This is a genomic window from Frankia sp. AgB1.9 (assembly GCF_016786355.1).
In the GTDB taxonomy this organism is placed as follows: Bacteria; Actinomycetota; Actinomycetes; order Frankiales; family Frankiaceae; genus Pseudofrankia.
On the sequence record NZ_JADWYX010000087.1, the window covers coordinates 21,211 to 38,034 of the forward strand.

9 protein-coding genes are annotated in these 16,824 nt (G+C 75.1%); 1 reads left to right on the top strand and 8 read right to left on the bottom strand.

The annotated features are described in order from the left end of the window. Positions 1-73 precede the first annotated feature (73 nt). On the top strand, positions 74-3,454 hold the full coding sequence (locus I6A60_RS28450) for a pyruvate carboxylase (RefSeq protein WP_203055739.1): 3,381 nt from the start codon (positions 74-76) through the stop codon (positions 3,452-3,454). 195 nt (positions 3,455-3,649) lie between these two features. Here I6A60_RS28450 and I6A60_RS28455 read toward each other — a convergent pair whose 3' ends face one another. The 8 genes from I6A60_RS28455 to I6A60_RS28490 all read right to left on the bottom strand — a co-directional run. After that, a complete protein-coding gene (locus I6A60_RS28455; protein ID WP_203021798.1) occupies positions 3,650-4,072 on the bottom strand; it encodes a hypothetical protein in 423 nt (140 codons plus the stop codon). Between the two features lie 160 nt (positions 4,073-4,232). Further along, complete coding sequence (locus I6A60_RS28460; RefSeq protein WP_203021797.1) at positions 4,233-6,644, bottom strand: PKD domain-containing protein; 2,412 nt, start codon at positions 6,642-6,644, stop codon at positions 4,233-4,235. Between the two features lie 38 nt (positions 6,645-6,682). Beyond that, complete coding sequence (locus tag I6A60_RS28465; RefSeq protein ID WP_203055740.1) at positions 6,683-9,307, bottom strand: transglutaminase domain-containing protein; 2,625 nt, start codon at positions 9,305-9,307, stop codon at positions 6,683-6,685. A gap of 122 nt (positions 9,308-9,429) precedes the next feature. Continuing rightward, complete coding sequence (locus tag I6A60_RS28470) at positions 9,430-10,575, bottom strand: DUF58 domain-containing protein (RefSeq protein ID WP_203021907.1); 1,146 nt, start codon at positions 10,573-10,575, stop codon at positions 9,430-9,432. Between the two features lie 61 nt (positions 10,576-10,636). Then, entirely contained in the window at positions 10,637-11,626 is a 990-nt protein-coding gene (locus I6A60_RS28475; protein WP_203021908.1) for a MoxR family ATPase, read from the bottom strand. A 162-nt stretch (positions 11,627-11,788) separates the two neighbouring features. Continuing rightward, complete coding sequence (locus tag I6A60_RS28480; RefSeq protein WP_203021909.1) at positions 11,789-13,102, bottom strand: serine/threonine-protein kinase; 1,314 nt, start codon at positions 13,100-13,102, stop codon at positions 11,789-11,791. 174 nt (positions 13,103-13,276) lie between these two features. Next, positions 13,277-14,653: a serine/threonine-protein kinase gene (locus I6A60_RS28485; protein ID WP_203021910.1), complete on the bottom strand. Its 1,377-nt coding sequence runs from the start codon at positions 14,651-14,653 to the stop codon at positions 13,277-13,279. 139 nt (positions 14,654-14,792) lie between these two features. After that, positions 14,793-16,824 (bottom strand): transglutaminase domain-containing protein (locus I6A60_RS28490; RefSeq protein WP_203055741.1); only part of this gene is annotated, 2,032 nt, incomplete at its 5' end.

The following is a 16,824-nucleotide window of genomic DNA, read 5'->3' on the forward strand; positions in this document are numbered from 1 at the left end:
CTCCAGTCGCCGGCGGTCAGAATGGGCGGGCCCGGCCTGCTCGACCGTTCCAGCCACCCGGTGAGGAGCACGCGTGCAAAAGGTCCTGGTCGCCAACCGGAGTGAGATCGCGGTCCGGGTCTTCCGTGCCGCCCACGAGCTCGGGCTGCGCACCGTCGCGGTCTACACCCCCGAGGACGTCTCCTCCCTGCACCGGACCAAGGGCAGCGAGGCCTACGAGCTCGGCGGGCCGGGGCATCCGGTGCGCGGCTACCTGGACATCGACGAGCTACTGCGGGTCGCGAAGCACGCCGAGGTGGACGCGCTGCACCCCGGGTACGGCTTCCTCTCCGAGTCCGCGGCGCTGGCCGAGGCGTGCGGCGCGGCCGGGATCACGTTCGTCGGGCCGCCGCCCGCGGTGCTGCGGCTGACCGGCGACAAGGTCGCCGCCCGCAACGCGGCGATCGCGGCCGGCCTGCCGGTGCTGCGGGCGTCGACGCCCCTGCCGAACGGCGACGGCGCGGTCGCGGCGGCCGAGGAGGTCGGCTTCCCGCTGTTCGTGAAGGCGTCGGCCGGCGGCGGTGGGCGTGGCCTGCGCCGGGTGGCGCGCGCCGCGGACCTGCCGGACGCGGTCGGGTCGGCGGTCCGCGAGGCGGCGGCGGCGTTCGGCGACGGGACGGTGTTCCTGGAGCAGGCGGTCGACCGGCCGCGCCACATCGAGGTCCAGGTGCTCGGAGACAGCACGGGCGCGGTGGTCCACCTGTTCGAGCGGGACTGCTCGGTGCAGCGGCGCCACCAGAAGGTCGTCGAGATCGCGCCGGCGCCGGCGCTGGACCCGGCGGTCCGGGACGGGCTGTGCGACGCGGCGGTCCGGTTCGCGAAGCACGTCGGCTACGTCAACGCGGGAACGGTGGAGTTCCTGGTCGGCGCCGACGGCCGGTACACGTTCATGGAGATGAACCCGCGTATCCAGGTGGAGCACACGGTGACCGAGGAGGTCACCGGTGTCGACCTCGTCGGCGCCCAGCTGCGGATCGCGGCCGGCGAGACCCTCGCGGACCTCAACCTGAGCCAGGAAACGATCACGCTGCGCGGCATGGCCATCCAGTGCCGGGTGACCACCGAGGACCCGGCCCAGGACTTCCGCCCCGACACCGGGACGATCTCGTACTACCAGTCGCCCGGCGGCCCCGGAGTCCGCCTCGACGGCGCCACCTACGCCGGCGCCGAGATCAGCCCGTACTTCGACTCGCTGCTGGTCAAGCTCACCTGCCGGGGCGTCTCGTTGGAGAAGGCGTCCCGGCGGGCCCGGCGGGCGCTGCGCGAGTTCCGGATCCGCGGCGTGCGGACCAACATCGAGTTCCTGGCCCGGCTGCTGGCCGACGAGTCGTTCCTCGCCGGGGGCGTGACCACGTCGTTCATCGACGAACGGCCGTGGCTGCTGGCCGGCGACGGCGGCGCCGACAAGACCAGCCGGATGCTGGCCCGCCTGGCGCACTCGACGGTCAACGGCTACAAGCGGCCGGCGACGGCCGCGTTCACCGATCCCCGCAAGCTGCTGCCCGCGCTCCCGACGGCGGACGCGCCGACCGCCGGGTCGCGTCAGCTGCTCGTCGAGGTCGGCCCGACGGAGTGGGCCCGGCGGCTGCGCGCCCAGGAGCGGCTCGCCGTCACCGACACGACGCTGCGCGACGCGCACCAGTCGCTGCTGGCGACCCGGCTGCGCAGCTTCGACATCCTCGCCGCGGCGCCGTCGTTCGCCCGGCTGACGCCGAACCTGCTCAGCCTGGAGTGCTGGGGCGGCGCCACCTACGACGTGGCGCTGCGGTTCCTGTCCGAGGACCCGTGGGAGCGGCTCGCCGCGCTGCGGGAGGCCGCGCCGAACATCTGCCTGCAGATGCTGCTGCGCGGCAAGAACGCCGTCGGCTACACGCCGTACCCGGACGAGGTCGTGCGGGCCTTCGTCTCCGAGGCGGCCGCGACCGGCATCGACCTGTTCCGGATCTTCGACGCCCTCAACGACATGGAGCAGATGCGCCCGGCGATCGAGGCCGTCGTGCACACGACGGGCGCGCTCGCTGAGGGAACCCTCTGCTACACCGGCGATCTGACCGACCCCGCCGAGCAGATCTACACCCTGGACTACTACCTGCGGCTGGCCGACCAGCTCGTCGAGGCCGGCTCCCACCTGCTCGCGATCAAGGACATGGCCGGGCTGCTGCGCCCCGCGGCCGCGACGAAGCTGGTGACGGCGCTGCGCGAGCGGTTCGACGTCCCCGTCCACCTGCACACCCACGACACGGCCGGCGGCCAGCTCGCGACCCTGCTCGCGGCGGTGAACGCCGGCGTCGACGCGGTCGACACGGCGGCGGCCGCCATGTCCGGCGGGACCAGCCAGCCGAACATGTCCGCGCTCGTCGCGGCCACCGACCACACCGACCGGGCCACGGGAATCTCGCTGGGCGCCCTGTCGTCGCTGGAGGCGTACTGGGAGGCCGTCCGCGACCTCTACGCCCCGTTCGAGGCCGGGCTGCGGGCGCCGACGGGGGCCGTCTACCGGCACGAGATCCCCGGCGGCCAGCTGACCAACCTGCGCCAGCAGGCGATCTCACTCGGCCTGGGCGATCGCTGGGCGGACGTCACCGAGTGCTACGCGATCGCCAACGAGCTGCTCGGCAAGCCGATCAAGGTGACGCCGACCAGCAAGGTCGTCGGCGACCTGGCCCTCTTCATCGCCTCGGGCAACGTCGACCCCGCGGTGCTGCGAGCCGAGCCGGAGAAGTTCGACCTGCCGGCGAGCGTCCTCGGCTACCTGGCCGGCGAGCTCGGCACCCCGCCGGCCGGGTTCGCCGAACCGTTCCGCGCGCGCGCGCTCGCCGGGCGCCGGCCGGAGCCGCCGAAGGCCGAGCTGGAGCCCGACGACCGGGCCGCCCTGGCCGGCGACGGCCGCCGGGCCGCCCTGTCCCGGCTGCTGTTCCCCGGGCCGTGGCGCGACTACGAGAAGGCCGTCGAGCTGTACGGCGACAGCTCGGTGATCCCGACGGAGGCCTTCCTCTACGGCCTGCGGCCCGGCGAGCAGGTCAGCGTCTTCCTGGAACCGGGCGTCGAGATCATCGTCGAGCTGGAGACGATCGGCGACGCCGACCGGTCCGGGGTCCGGACCCTCTACCTGCGGGTGAACGGCCAGCCCCGGCCGATCCGCGTCCGGGACGAGTCGATCACCTCGGTCTCGGCGGCGGCGCGGCGGGCCGACCCGAACGACCCCACCCAGATCGGCGCCTCGTTGCCGGGCATCGTCACCTTCTCCATCAAGGTCGGCGACACCATCGACAAGGGCACCAAGCTCGCCGTCGTCGAGGCCATGAAGATGGAAGCGGCCGTCACCAGCCCGGTCGCCGGCACCGTCGCCGAACTCGCCCACGACTCCGGCGACTCGGTCGAGGTAGGCGACCTCCTCGCCATCATCAAGCCCTGACCGGCGCGCCCGGCTAGTGCCGCTCGCCGCCAACGTCGGCCCCGGTCCGCATGATCGTCGTTTCGGCCCTCAGGTGGTCGTAATCCGAACTCGATCGCAACCACCAGAGGGCCAAAACAGCGATCATGCACGTGGGTCCCACCAGGTGTGGCGTCCAGCTGGGTCCGGTGGAGCTTCGCCGAGCGCCGACGCCGCCTACAGGGCGGGGATCGGGCAGGGCTTGGCGGTGCTCAGGGGGATCGTGATGGTTTTCGCGGCCTTGGTGTCGGCGTTGATGGTCAGGCAGCGGCGACCACGGGGTGAAGTGGCGATCTTGAAGCCGTAGCTGACGCCCGGGTTCCAGTACTCGTTCTGGGTTACCGACTCACCCGGTGCCAGCGGGATCCAGGCGCTGCGGGTGTTGATCTGAGTGCAGGGAGCGTCCAGGCACAGGTAGACGATGACCCGCGTCTTCGCGTCGTTGACGAGGGCGTACGTGTTGAAGTTGCCGTCGTCGCTGGGGTCGGTCGCGTGCGAGCCGGAGGTCGAGCTGCCCGTCAGCCCGAGCCCGAGCGCCATCACCCCGGCGAGCACGACCGCGCCGAGCACCAGCAGCAGCCGATTTCCCTTCCGACCCATGACCGCCATCATGCTCCGCCGACCGCCGCGGCCGCCGCGGGCGTGATGCTCCCGACCCATCGGCCCGGATCCGGCCGCTGCGCCCGAGAACGGTGCGGCTCGCCGGATCCGGGCCTGACGAGGCCTCGGCACCTGGTCAGGCGGCGGGTCAGGTGCCGGGTCAGCAGCCGGGGACGCTGGCGTCGACGAAGACGGCGTTGTCGGGGCCTGAGGTCGCGCCGTTGTTGTAGAAGTTGTCGGCCGGGGCGTAGTACTCACCGTTCCAGGGCGAGGAGGCGATCTTGTACCACCAGGTGTCTCCGCTCTCCACCTTGAAGCCCTGCACCCGGCACGAGACCTCAACGGCCTGGTGGACGGCGATCCGTTGGCCGTCCCCGCTCGCGTTCGAGTAGTTCTTGAAGGTTCCGCTTCCGGTGTTGGTGGCGACCTCGGTGTGCGTCGTCGGCGGTGGAGGCGGCGACGTGGCCGGCGGGGTCGTGGCCGGCGGGGTCGTGGCCGGCGGGGTCGTGGCCGGCGGGGTCGTGGCCGGCGGGGTCGTCGCGGGCGGCGGCGTCGCGGGCGGCGTCGTGGCCGGCGGGGTGGTGGCCGGCGGGGTCGTCGGAGGCTGGGAGGTCGGCGGCGCCGGGGAGGGCGTCTCGCGCGCGGTCCCGCTGTAGATCGTCACCCCGTCACCCGGTCCGTTGTCGTGGATCTGGACCGAGTTCGTCGGGTCCGGGGTGTGGCCGATCTCGAACAGGCAGCTCGAACCGGGCGCCAGGGTGCGGCCGGTGCACTGGTCCGTAGCGAGGTCCACGTTGCCGGTCACCGTGATACCGCTGATCTTCAGCGCGGCCGTGCCGGTGCTGGAGACCTGGTAGACGGTGCAGTGCGCGCTGGTGCAGCCCAGCCCGCTGACGATCGCGACCGACCGGTTGGGCTGGCCGACCGGCTCCGTCGCCGGCGCCGTGGTCGGCGGTGGGGTGGGCGCGGACTGGGCCGGCCGCACGGTCACGTTGGTCCGGGTCTGGGCGTAGCCGCCACCGGCGAGCACGGCGGTCACCCCGACTGTGTAGCTGCCGGGCGCGGACCACATGTGCCCGACGTCGACGCCGCCGCCGGTCGCGCCGTCACCGAAGTCCCATTGGGCGCCGGTCACCTTGACGCCCGAGCCCGGCGCCGGCTCCACCCGTAGCCGCAGCGAGCTGCCGACGTACGCCACGTTGCTGGAGACCGCGATCTGGACGGGCGACAGCTGCGGGGCCGTCGCCGCCGCGGACGGCTGGGTCGGCCGCGGACGCGGCGAGGGCGCCCGGCCCGGCGCCGACGACCGTGCCGCCGCGGGCGGGCTCACCGGCTGGTTCGCCGGCGCGTTTCCCGGCTGGTTCGCGGGCGGTGCCGCCGGACCGACCTGGCCCGAGGAGACCTGGCCGCCAGGCTGGGTCCGGCTGTCCTTGTGTACCGTCCGGGTCACCCCGTCGGGGCCGATGACGCCGGCCATGTCGCTGCCCGGATCGTTGTAGAACATCAGCGAGCCGGACGCCACGAGCTCCAGCAGGCTGCTCGGGTTGTCGAGCACCTTGGCCTGGCTGACGACCCGCCGACCGGCGACATCGACGACGATCACCTCGCCGGTCGACCGGTCGGGGATGAACACCCGGCCGGCGGCCGCCCGCGGCGGGCCAAGGTCGTCCCCGGGCCGCGTCACCGCGACCGCGTCGGTGCACGTCCCGGCGTTGAGATCGCTGATCAGCAGCAGGCCGGTGCGGGCGTCGACGACATACACCTGCCGGGCGTCCGGCGCCCCGACGACGTCGACGGCGCTGACGTCGGCCTGGCGCTGGACGCACTGGCCCCGGCCGCCGAGGCCGTCGGGGCCGATCGGCCGGATCTCGCCGGTGGCCAGGTCGACGGCGACCGGCTGCCCGCCGGCGTCGACGAGTCGGGTCCGCCCCGGGTCAGTGAAGGCGCGCGGCCAGGTCCTGGATCCGTCGGCGTCGATCCGGACGAGCCCGCCGGTGCCGTCGACCGCCCACATCCGGGCGAGCCCGTCGGCGGCAGCACCCTCGTCGACGACGGCGCCCGCCTCGGGCATCGTCGCGGGAGCGGCGATCGGGACAGCGCGGTCGGGACGCAGGGTGCGCGGGTCCGCGCCGCTGTTGAGCCCGGTCGCCCGGTTCAGGACGAAGACCCTGCTCGGCGTCGGATAGATCTCCAGTCGTTCGTCGCCGCCCGCGGCTCGGCCGGCGGGGACGAACGGCACCCGCGGGCCGGTCTCGAACGTCGCGCCGTCCACCCGTTGCACGAGCCCGCCGGCCAGGGTGGCGTAGGCGTCGGCGCCCGACTGGACGACGGCCGTGAGCCCGGTGAGGTCGACCCGGTGGATCACGGCGACGGACGCGCCGTCGACCAGGTCCGCCTGCTGGTGGCGCAGGTCCAGCAGCCAGGCCGAGCCGTCCTGGAGGTCCTCGGCGCGGCCGGACAGCGTCGCGTCCGACCGCCACACGGCGACCGTGACGGCGGTCCCGGCGAGGAGCAGGGCCAGCAGCGCGCCGGACAGCAGCCGGCGCCGGGCCGTCGTCGGATGGGTGGCCATCGCGCTCCTCGGTCCCCGCAAGCGTCGGTCGGTCGACATCATCGACCGCCCGACGGCGTGGTGGTCAGGCCTGCGTCCTGGTCAGGCAGCCGGGTGGTCCCCGGCCAGGGCGGCTGGCCGGTTCGCGGCCTCGGCGGTTGGCCCGTGGCGGGCCTGGCGGACAGGCCGGCGTCCGGCCTGGTCGGCGCCGGGGCGGGCGAACGGTCCCGCCCGCGCGGTGGCGGCAGCAGCGGGCGCGGGTCGAGCCTGGCTCGGGCCGACCGCGCCCAGCCGTTGCGGCGGCGCAGCTCACGGCTGATCTCGTCGGCCAGCAGCCAGGCCTGCCCAGCGTCGGCGGCCGCCTCGCCGGCCGGACCGCCGTAACGGGCGCGGGCGGCGAGCACGGCGAGCCGGCGCAGCGGCCCGCTCGGGGCCGCGGTCGAGGCGGTGGCCGGAAGCTCCAGCGCGAGCCAGACGATCTCCCGATGGGTGAGCGCGGCCGAGCGCGGCACGCCGAGCTCGGCGAGCCGGTCGCGTGCCTCCCGCCAGGCACCGCGGACCCGGGCCGCCGGCGCGCCACGGCGGCGGGCCAGCCGCCGCCGCGCCTTCTCCGCGACGATCGCCAGCAGCGCGAGCAGGAGCAGCGCGACCGGCCCCAGCGTCGCGGCGAGCACCGGGACCAGCACGGAATGGTGCGCGCCGCCGGCGCTCAGGTGGCCGGTGTCGTCGAGGCCCGGGTCGACCCGGGGCAGCTCGGGCAGCTTTGTGTCAGGCAGCGGGCCGGTGCTCCCGCCGCCGATCGGGGTGGTCTCCTGCTCGGGCGCGAGGCGGCGCAGGTCGTGGACGTCGGTGGGCTCGAACGGCACCCAGCCGAGGCCGACGAGCAGGACCTCGGGCCACGCGTGCGCCTGCCAGCTGGTCACCGTGAACGTGCCGTCCGCCGCCTCGGTCCGGGCGTCGAGCAGGTAGCCGACGGCCACCCGGGTCGGGAAGCCCAGAGCGCGGGCGAGCACCGCGAACGCGGCGGCGTGCTGCTCGGCGTAGCCGTGGCCGTCGCCGGGCTGCTGGCGGCTCAGGAAGAGGGCGAGGACGCCGTAGGAGTGGCCGGGGCTCGCCGACAGGTCGTAGGGGTAGTCGTCGCGTAGGGCCGTCGCGAGGGCGGTCAGCCGGGCATAGGGCGTCCCGGCCGTGCCGGCGAGCGTCCTGGCCTCGGCGTCGAGCCAGGACGGCTTGTCCGGCAGCTGGCGGTACCGGTCGGCGAGCGGACCGGTCCCGGGCGTGGCGGCCCGCAGCTGAGCGGCCGTCGGCACGGGCACCTGGGTGGTCAGCTGGACCCGGTCGCCCGCGACCGAGCCGCTGAGGCCGGCCAGCGCGCCGGAGCCCGGCTGGTACACGAGCCCGCCCGCGCCGCCGGCGAGGGCGGGCCGGTATCCGACGGAGGTCGGCTGGCCGAAGGTCGGCAGCAGGCCGCCGTCGAGCGCGGCGACGGTGACGTCGGCGCGGACGCTCGCCCGGGGGACCGCGTCCGCCAACGGGTCGTCGGCGGCCGGGAGCGCGCGGTCGACGCGGACGTACCGGTCGTCGTCGCGCCAGGTCGCGCCGTCGAAGTCGCCGAGCGCCGCGATCCGGACCCGGTCGACGGGAGCGGCCGGCTTGCCGGTCGCCGGGTCCGCGCGCGGGGCGGCGCCGGTGTTCGTCATGCGAACGGTGAACAGGTCGCGCGGCTCGGTCTCGGTCAGCTGCGCGCGGACGCGGACGAGCGGGTTGAGGCTCGTCTCGGACTGCGGCGCCGGGTACCAGTGGTCACGCGGGTCGAACCGGGAGGCCACCGGGACGAACCGGCCGATCACCGTCGCGAGCAGCGCGACGGCCACGACGATGACGAGCCCGACCGACACCGGCCCGGACCGGACGCGGCGCGGCCCGCCCGCGCCAGCCGGCGGGCGCTGGGCCGTCCCGGCCGCGTCGCCGGCCGGGCTCGCGAGGCCCGCGGACGCCTCGGCGACCGCCATCGAGCGGCGGGCCGCTCGCGGCGCCGCCGCCGCCATCCCGAGCGCCACGAACGCGCCCGTGAGCAGCACCGGCGACGGATGCCAGCCGGCAGCGGGTGCGTCCCGGCCGGCGGAGCCGACCACGACCAGCACCCCGACGAGCCCCAACAGCGGTCCGACCAGCGGCAGGAGCGGATTGTCCCCGCGCACCACCAGAACGACGGCCAGGAACGCGGACACCCACAGCAGGGCGCCGAGCGGCACCAGCAGCAGCGCCCGCGGCTGGGCTGGGACCGCTGCGGCAAGCAGCCCCGGCCAGCCGTCCCGCAGCCCGCGCACGAGCGGTCCGACGTGGCCCCCGGTGGTCGCCAGACCGTAGGCGATCCCGCTGACCAGCCCGGCGACGCCGACCAGCTCGGTGCTCGCCAACCGGCGACCGGCGGTCGCGCCGACCAGCGCGGCGAGAGCAACTGCCCCGAGCAGGGGCGGCAGGTAGCCGGCCGCGTCGAACAGCCGGCCCGCGACCAGCACGGCGGGCAGGCAGGCGAGCGAGACCAGAACCGTCTGGCCGATCCGGCGCGGCCGCGCCGTCTCCCGTCGGCGCGCCGCGTGGTCACCGGCTCTCCCCGGGCCGAGACCGCCGGGCCGCCCGGGGCCGGCGGCGGGCACCAGCCGCGCGGGACGGGTCGGCAAGGCGCGACGGGGACGCGGGGCGCGCGGCCGCCACCCTCGGGACGCCGGCCGGTCACCCGCGGCGTCGTAAGGCCCAGGCCGGCCGCGAGCCCGTTCGGACCGGTAGCTCTGGGCGTGGTCACTCATCGGACCGCCCTCGCCGTCCAGGCCGCGGCGAAGTCGTCGCTGGTACGGACGTTGACCACGAGCGCACCGTTGATCCGCGGCCCCCGGCCGCCCAGCGGGTCGCCAACCATGATCAGTGTGGCCATCGTGAACCGAGCGCGCGCCGCCGTGACGGCGGCCAGCTGGCTGCCCGCGGGCTGGCCGGTGACGGCACCGAGGGCGACGCCGGTCTCGCCCGGGGCCATCCCGAGCAGCGCAGGCAGCCCTGGGTCGGTGGTGCTCGGGGTGACGCCGGCGAGCAGGTCGAGTGCCTGGTCGACGGAGTCGGTGCCCTGGCCGGGCGCGACCCGGTCCCCGCCGGTGGTCCGCAGCTGGACCGGGAAGCGGTGGGTGTGGCTCGCGACCACGAGCGAGGCGGCGACCCGGACGGCGTCCTCGAACGAGTCGTCGGCGTAGGGCCCGGCGCTGGTGTCCAGCACGACGAGCATGGTCGGCTCGTTCGGCACCACGTTGTGCCGGACCATCCGCGTGCGGGTACGCGCGGTCGACGGCCAGTGGATGAGCCTCGGGTCGTCGCCCCGGACGTACTCGCGCAGGGAGTGGAACGCGACACCGCCGCGCGGGGCCGTGTCCGAGGTCGCGCCCTCCAGGTCCGGCGAGCCGCCGGTCGGCAGCGGCGGCACCGGATGCACCCGCGGCCGGACCCGCAACGTGGACCGTTCGGGCAGTGCCCGGCCCGTGTACACCAGCCGCAGCGGGTCGCTGTGCGCGATCACCAGCGGGCCGATCTCGTAGACGCCACGGCGTGGGGTCGGGATCGGGTAGGTCCGCTGGGTCGTCCCGCCGGCCGCGAGCGCCGGCAGCGCGACGCCGACCTCGGCGCCGGCCACCCGCTCGGCCGCCTGGATCGGCGGGCAGCGGCGCCCGGAGACGTTCGTGACGGTCAGCAGGGCGTAGGCCTCCTCACCCTCGACGACCCGCTCCGGGTGGATCTCCCGGGAGATCGCCACGTCGGGCGCGGCCAGCAGCCACGCGCCGGCGACCAGCAGGGCGAGCGCCGCGGCGGCGGCCACGACGACCAGCTCCGGGTAGCCCAGCAGGACCCCGGCGATGCCGAAGACCACCGCGATCGCCGCGACCGCGACCCCGGATCTGGTGATCATGTTTCCTCGCCGCCGGCGACGGGCCGGGCGTCGGACGGGGTCCCACCCGCCCGTGGCTCGGTCAAGGCACCCGCGCCGAGGCGAGGATCCGGCCGAGGATCGACTCGGCCGTCGCTCCGTTCAGCTCGGCCTCGGGCCGCAGCAGCAGCCGGTGGCCGAGCACGTACGGGGCGAGCGCCTTGACGTCGTCGGGGGTGACGAACGTCCGGCCGTCGGTCGCGGCGTAGGCCTGCGCGGCGCTCGCCAGCGCCAGGCAGCCGCGGGGGCTCACCCCGAGCCGGAGCTCCGGGCTGACCCCCAGCCGCGACTCGGAGCGCGGCCGGGTGGCGCGGGCGATCTCGATGATGTACTCGACGACCGGGCGCTCCAGGTGAACCCGGCGGGCGATGCTGATCATCCGCCAGACGTCGGCGGCGGTGATCACGGGCCGCAGATCCTGGACCGAGTGGCCGGACGCCCGGCTCAGCACCATGTCCACCTCGGCGTCCCGGTCCGGGAAGCCCATCTCCAGCCGGGCCATGAACCGGTCGATCTGCGCCTCGGGCAGGTCGTAGGTGCCGCCGTGCTCGACCGGGTTCTGGGTGGCGATCACCAGGAACGGCCTCGGCACCGGATGGGTCTGCCCGTCGATGGTGACCTGGCGTTCCTCCATGACCTCCAGCAGCGCGGACTGGGTCTTCGGCGACGCCCGGTTCACCTCGTCGGCGAGCAGCACGTTCGCGAACGCCGGGCCCGGTCGGAACTCGAACAGGTTCGTCTGCTCGTTCCAGATCGAGACCCCGGTGATGTCGGTCGGCAGCAGGTCCGGGGTGCACTGGATGCGGCGCATCGCGCCGCCGTGGATCGAGCCGGCGATCGCCTTGGCCAGCGAGGTCTTGCCCACGCCGGGGACGTCGTTGATGAGCAGGTGGCCCTCGGCGGCCAGGCAGGTCACCGCCAGCTGGACGACGCCGCGCTTGCCTCGGATGAGCCGCTCGACGTTGCGGACGATCGACTCGGTCTGCGCGGCGAACCACGCCACGTCCTCGTAGCTCGCGGGAAGCTCCGGCACGTCTCCTACTTCTGGTCCATGGGGGAATGGGGACGGATCCGGCGACCGGCTCCGGATCGCCTCGCGTCACGAGGCCTTTCGAGCACCGATCCGGTCGGGCCTCGGGCCGTGTGGGGGCACCGTCCGAGGACCGGGCGCGACGTGGCCGCGCCGGGCAGCCGGCTAGTGGAACATGACCACCGCCAGCACCACGACGGCGACGATCAGCGCGACGCCGGCGAACACCCGCAGGGCGCCACGGCGCGCGGCCAGCCGGAACCCGGGGTCCTCGCCCGTCCGCGCCCGCACCGCACCGGTGTCGGCCGACGACGCGGCCCGCGGTCCGGTGGACGAGGCGCGCGGCGGCGGGAGCCACGCCGGTCCCGGCACGACGGCCGGCAGCGGCGGCCGGACCTGAAGCCTCCGGCCGGCCGCGACGGCGACCTCGGCCGCCGGCTCGGCCAGGCGCTCGGGCGCGTCCGGCGGCACAGCGACGGACGGCACCGCGACGGGCTGCAGAGCGACGCGCTGCACCGTGACGGGCTGGGTCGCGGGCGCGCCGGCCGCGCTTCCGGCGTCGGGCCGCTGAGCTGGCCGGGTGGCCGGCGGCTCGCCGGGTGGCCGCACGGCGGCGGCGAGGTCACCGGCGAGGACGAGCCGGACGTCGGCGCGGGCCAGCCAGTCCGGGCCGAGTGCGGCAGCCGCGGCGGCGGCCAGCTCGAAGAAGAAGGCGCGCGCGTCCTGTGGCCGGTCGGCCGGATCCTTACGCAGGGCTCGCAGCACAACCCGCGCGATCGGGTTCGCGACGCCGATCAACGCCGGTGGCTGCACGTTCTCATGGCACTGCCGGTGCGACTCCCAGGTGGCGTCGGCCCAGTGAAAGGGCGGCCGACCGGTGAGCAGCTCATACGCGACCAGGCCGAGCGCATAGATATCCGTGGTGTTCCGCAGTGCGTCGGCCCGGAACTGTTCCGGCGCCATGTAACGCCAAGTGCCGACCGGCCAGGTCGAGTTCACCACCGAACCCTCGAACGCACGCGCAATCCCGAAATCCGCGAGTTTTGGCTGGTCATCGGCGGTGAACAGGATGTTCTCCGGCTTGACGTCTCGATGAAGAAGCACGTGGTGGGCCGAGTCCAGCGCGGCGGCCACCGCGAGCACGACCGCGCACGCCCACTCGGGCGTCACCCTCCCCTGGCGCAGCCGCGTTCGCAGGCTTCCGCCGGGCAGCAGCTCCATCACGATCGCCGCGATCTCGTTGGTGGCGCTGCCGTAGAGAACCTTGACTATGTGCGGATGATCAAGCTTCGTCGCGAGGATGCTCGCCTCGTGCCTGGCGTCCCCAACCGCCTCGGGCGGCAGTACTTTGACCGCGACGGCGCCGTACACCCAGTCCTCACCGCGTAACACCACACTGGAGGCGCCTCGACCCAGCGGCTCGTCGAGCAGCCGCACGCTGGGCAACGCCGTGCGGACCGCAGCCCAATCAAAAAGCATCACGCACCCGCCTCACGCACGGATGCCCCCTGACTCTGACAAAGGCATAACCACAGCCTGGCGCACCCACTCGGCGCCCGCGGGCGCGGTTCACGCGACGATTATGGCGCGTATCCCGGCGCACGGGTCCACCGACCTACAGAATCACGCTCGCCCGAAGAAGACGCCTCGTGATTAGCCGAGGATCTCCAGCGCGAGGACCGCGGCCAACGCCACCAGCAGCACGAACGCCAGCACGCTGACGATGACCAGGTTGCGCCGGTCGTTGTTCGTCGCCGGCAGGGCGGTGCCGCCCACCTGGCTGGCCTGGTCAGGTAGGCGGCCGGCCGCCGGCCCCCCGTAGCCGGCCGGCGGCGGCCGCGGCGGTTGGTAACCGGCCGGTGCCCAGTCCGGCTCTGGGCCGCGCGCCGCCGCCCAGTCCGGCTCCGGTCCGCGCGCCGCAGCCCAGTCGGGTGCCACCAGGGCACGCTCCTGTGCGGCCGGCAGACCCGCGCGCACGGTCTCATCGTCGGGCTGCCAGACGTGCCGCAGTACCGGAGCCGGTCCCAGATTCGGTTGGGGTCCTTGGTCCGGCGGCGCCGTCGCTCCGGCATCCGGCGCGGCAGCGGCCGTGGCCGTGGCCGTGGCCGTCACGACCGGCCCGCTGACGGGACTGGCCGGTGGCCTGCGGCTGGAGCGGGCGGCGACGCTGACGTCGTCGTCCAGGTCCGCCCTGGTACCGGCGCGGGCGAGCCAGTCACGGCCGAAGACGGTCCGCGCGGCGCCGGCCAGGTCGAGCGCGAAGGCCTTGGCCGACTGCGGCCGGTCCGCCGGGTCCCGGGCGAGCGCCGTGAGCAGCACCCGGCCGATCGGCGCCGGGATCCGAGGCGGGATCACCGGCACCAGGTACTCGTGCGCCTCCCGCATGGACGCGTAGTTCAGGCCGGGAAGCACGCCGAACGGGGTCCGGCCGCCGAGCAGCTCGTAGCCGAGGACCCCGAGGGCGTAGACGTCGACCGTCGGGCGTGGCTTGCCGCCGGCGAGCTGCTCGGGCGGCATGTAGTGCGGCGTTCCGACGATCGTGCTGCTGGTCGGCGACGCGCCCGCCACGATCTTCGCCACCCCGAAGTCGGTCAGCTTCGCCCGGCCGTCGGCGGCGAACAGGACGTTCTCCGGCTTCACGTCGCGGTGCAACAGGCCCCGTTCGTGCGCTGCCTGGAGGGCCCCGGCGACCGCCAGCACCACCGCGCACGACCATTCCGGCGCGAGGACCTCCTGCGCGATCCGCGAGCGCAGGTCGCCGCCGGACAGCAGCTCCATGACGATCAGGTCGATGCCGCCGGCCCGGACGAAGTCGACGACCCGCACCACGTGCGGATGCTGCAGCTCGGCGAGGATCCTCGCCTCGCTGCTCAGACCGGCCGGGCCCAGGCTGGGCAGCACCTTGATCGCGAACGGGCGGCCGACCGCGTTCTGGCCGGCCAGGACCATGCCGTAGCCGCCGCGCCCGAGCTGCCGCCCCAGCCGGTAGCCAGGCAGCGCGGCCTCGATCGCCGCCCGGTCGACGATCACGCTGCCCCACCCTCACGAGCTACCCGCCCACCCTGCCGGCAGGCCGCTGCGCTCATGCTCTCGCGGAGATCCTTCACCTGCCACACCGAGGTCACCAACGTCCCGGGGGCGGCGGCCGGGTGGTGGCCGCCCCCGGTCGTCATCGCGTCGGACTGCCGGGGGCGCGCTGGTCCGGGGGTGGCCGCCACCCGGTCGCGTCCGGCCCCGGCTGGCGTCGCACGACCGTCTGTTCGTCGGTCCTGTCGGCGGACGCACCTTCCTCGGAGCCAGCCGAACCAAGTGTCGGGCCCGGCTGCCCGGCCACGGCGGCGGGCCGCCGCAGCCCACCCGACACGCCGACAGGGACCGGCTGCTCCGCCGCGTCCGGCTCGGTCCGCGTCGGCAACTCGGATCGGGGCCGGGGCGCGGCGAACGACATCGGGCCACGCATCCCGCGCGCGGCCAGCGGGACGGCCGGAACCGGCCCGCCCGGGCCCCGCCCGACCGGGAACAGCGGGCGCGGGTCGAGCAGCGCGCCGAGTCGGCCCCGCGGCAGCACGCCGTCCCGCAGCGCGGCCCGCAGCTCGTCGACGCACAGCCAGGCGGCCACCGCGTCGTCCTCGGCCGCACCCGCTGGCGAGTACAGCGCCAGGTCGGCGAGCACCACAAACCGCTCCAGCGGCCGGACCGCCGCGGCCAGGACGGGCCGCTCGGCGACCGCCCAGACGACCTCCCGCCGGGTCCACGCCCTGGCCCGCGGCACGCCGCGCTCGCTGAGCCGGTCGCGTACCTCCCGCCAGGCGCCCTCGACCCGTTCACCCGCGTCGCCGCCGGACCGTCGACGCCACCGGCGGCGCGCCTTCTCCCCGATAATCAGCAGCGGCACGCCGAGGATCACCACGAGGGCCAGGACAGCGGCCAGGATCGGCCAGGCGAGCCCCAGACCGCCGTGCCCGCCGGAACCACCCTGGTCGGCTCCGTCGTCGATCGCCGGCGCGACCAGCGGCGGGGTGAGCGAGGAGCCGGCGGCCGGCGCGTTCTGCGTCCCGCCCGACGGGTTCGCCGGCGGCGGGGGCAGCACCCTGCTCAGCTGGGTGGTGTCGGTCGGCTCGAACGGGACCCAGCCGATCCCGTCCAGCAGTACCTCCGGCCAGGCGTGCGCCTGCCCGGTCGTCACCTCGTAGGCGCCGTCCTTCGTCATCCGCTTGCTGTCGAGCAGGTAGCCGACGGCGACCCGGGTCGGGAAGCCCAGCGAGCGGGCGAGCACGGCGAACGCGGCGGCGTGCTGCTCGGAGTAGCCGCGGTTGTCCCCCGGGTCCGTGCCGGCCAGCAGCCGGTCCAGCACGCCGTAGGAGTGGCCGGGGCTCGCGGACAGGTCGTAGGGGAAGCTCGCCCCGTCCCGCAAGAAGGCCTGCAGCGCGACCAGCTTGTCGTACGGCCTGGCCGCGGCGGCCGTCGACCTGGCGGCGGTGTCCGACAGGCCGCTGGGCAGGCCGGCCGGCAGCGTCACGTAGCGGGCGGCCAGCGGCCCCGTGGCGGGCAGCGCTTTCTCGAGCTGGTCATGGGTCGGGGCGGGGACCTGCGCGGTCAACGCGTAATGGTCGCCGGCCCGGGGCGTCGCGAGCGCGACGAGCGTCCCTGCCACCGGGTCGTACGCCGTCCCGGCCCAGCCGGCACCGGTCACGCTGCCCGGCGCGCCGAGCGTCGGCAGCAGGTCACCATCGAGGCTGCCGACCGTCACGTCGGCGCGCACGTCGACCTGCCCGACCGTCGAGACGACGGCGTTGCCGGCCGTCGGAGTCGGCAGCGTGCGGTCGACGAGGACGAACCGGCCGTCGTCGCCCCACGTCGCCCCGTCGAAGTCACCCAGCTCGGCGACCCGCAGCCGGTCGGTCGGCGGCTTGCCGGACGCGGTCACGAGCCGGACCGTGAAGACGGTCCGCGCCGGGTTCGCCTCAAGCTGGTTGCGAACGCGGCCGAGCGGGTTGAGCAGGGCGACGTCCTGGACCGGCGGGTGGTAATGGTCGCGCGGGTCGAAACGGCCCCCGCCCGACGGGACGAGCGCGCCGGGCCCCCGCGCGGCGAGCCGCGCGCCGTTGGCGGCCAGCAGCGCGAAGGCCGGCACGCCCTCGGGGCCCGCGGCGGCGAGCAGGCCGGCGACCCGGCGGACCAGGCGACGGCCGGTGCTCGCC

Bases quoted from the DNA above. Each gene is read 5' to 3' on its own strand.
- I6A60_RS28455 (WP_203021798.1), bottom strand. From the start codon at position 4,072: ATGGGTCGGAAGGGAAATCGGCTGCTGCTGGTGCTCGGCGCGGTCGTG.
- I6A60_RS28460 (WP_203021797.1), bottom strand. From the start codon at position 6,644: ATGGCCACCCATCCGACGACGGCCCGGCGCCGGCTGCTGTCCGGCGCG.
- I6A60_RS28470 (WP_203021907.1), bottom strand. From the start codon at position 10,575: ATGATCACCAGATCCGGGGTCGCGGTCGCGGCGATCGCGGTGGTCTTC.
- I6A60_RS28480 (WP_203021909.1), bottom strand. From the start codon at position 13,102: ATGCTTTTTGATTGGGCTGCGGTCCGCACGGCGTTGCCCAGCGTGCGG.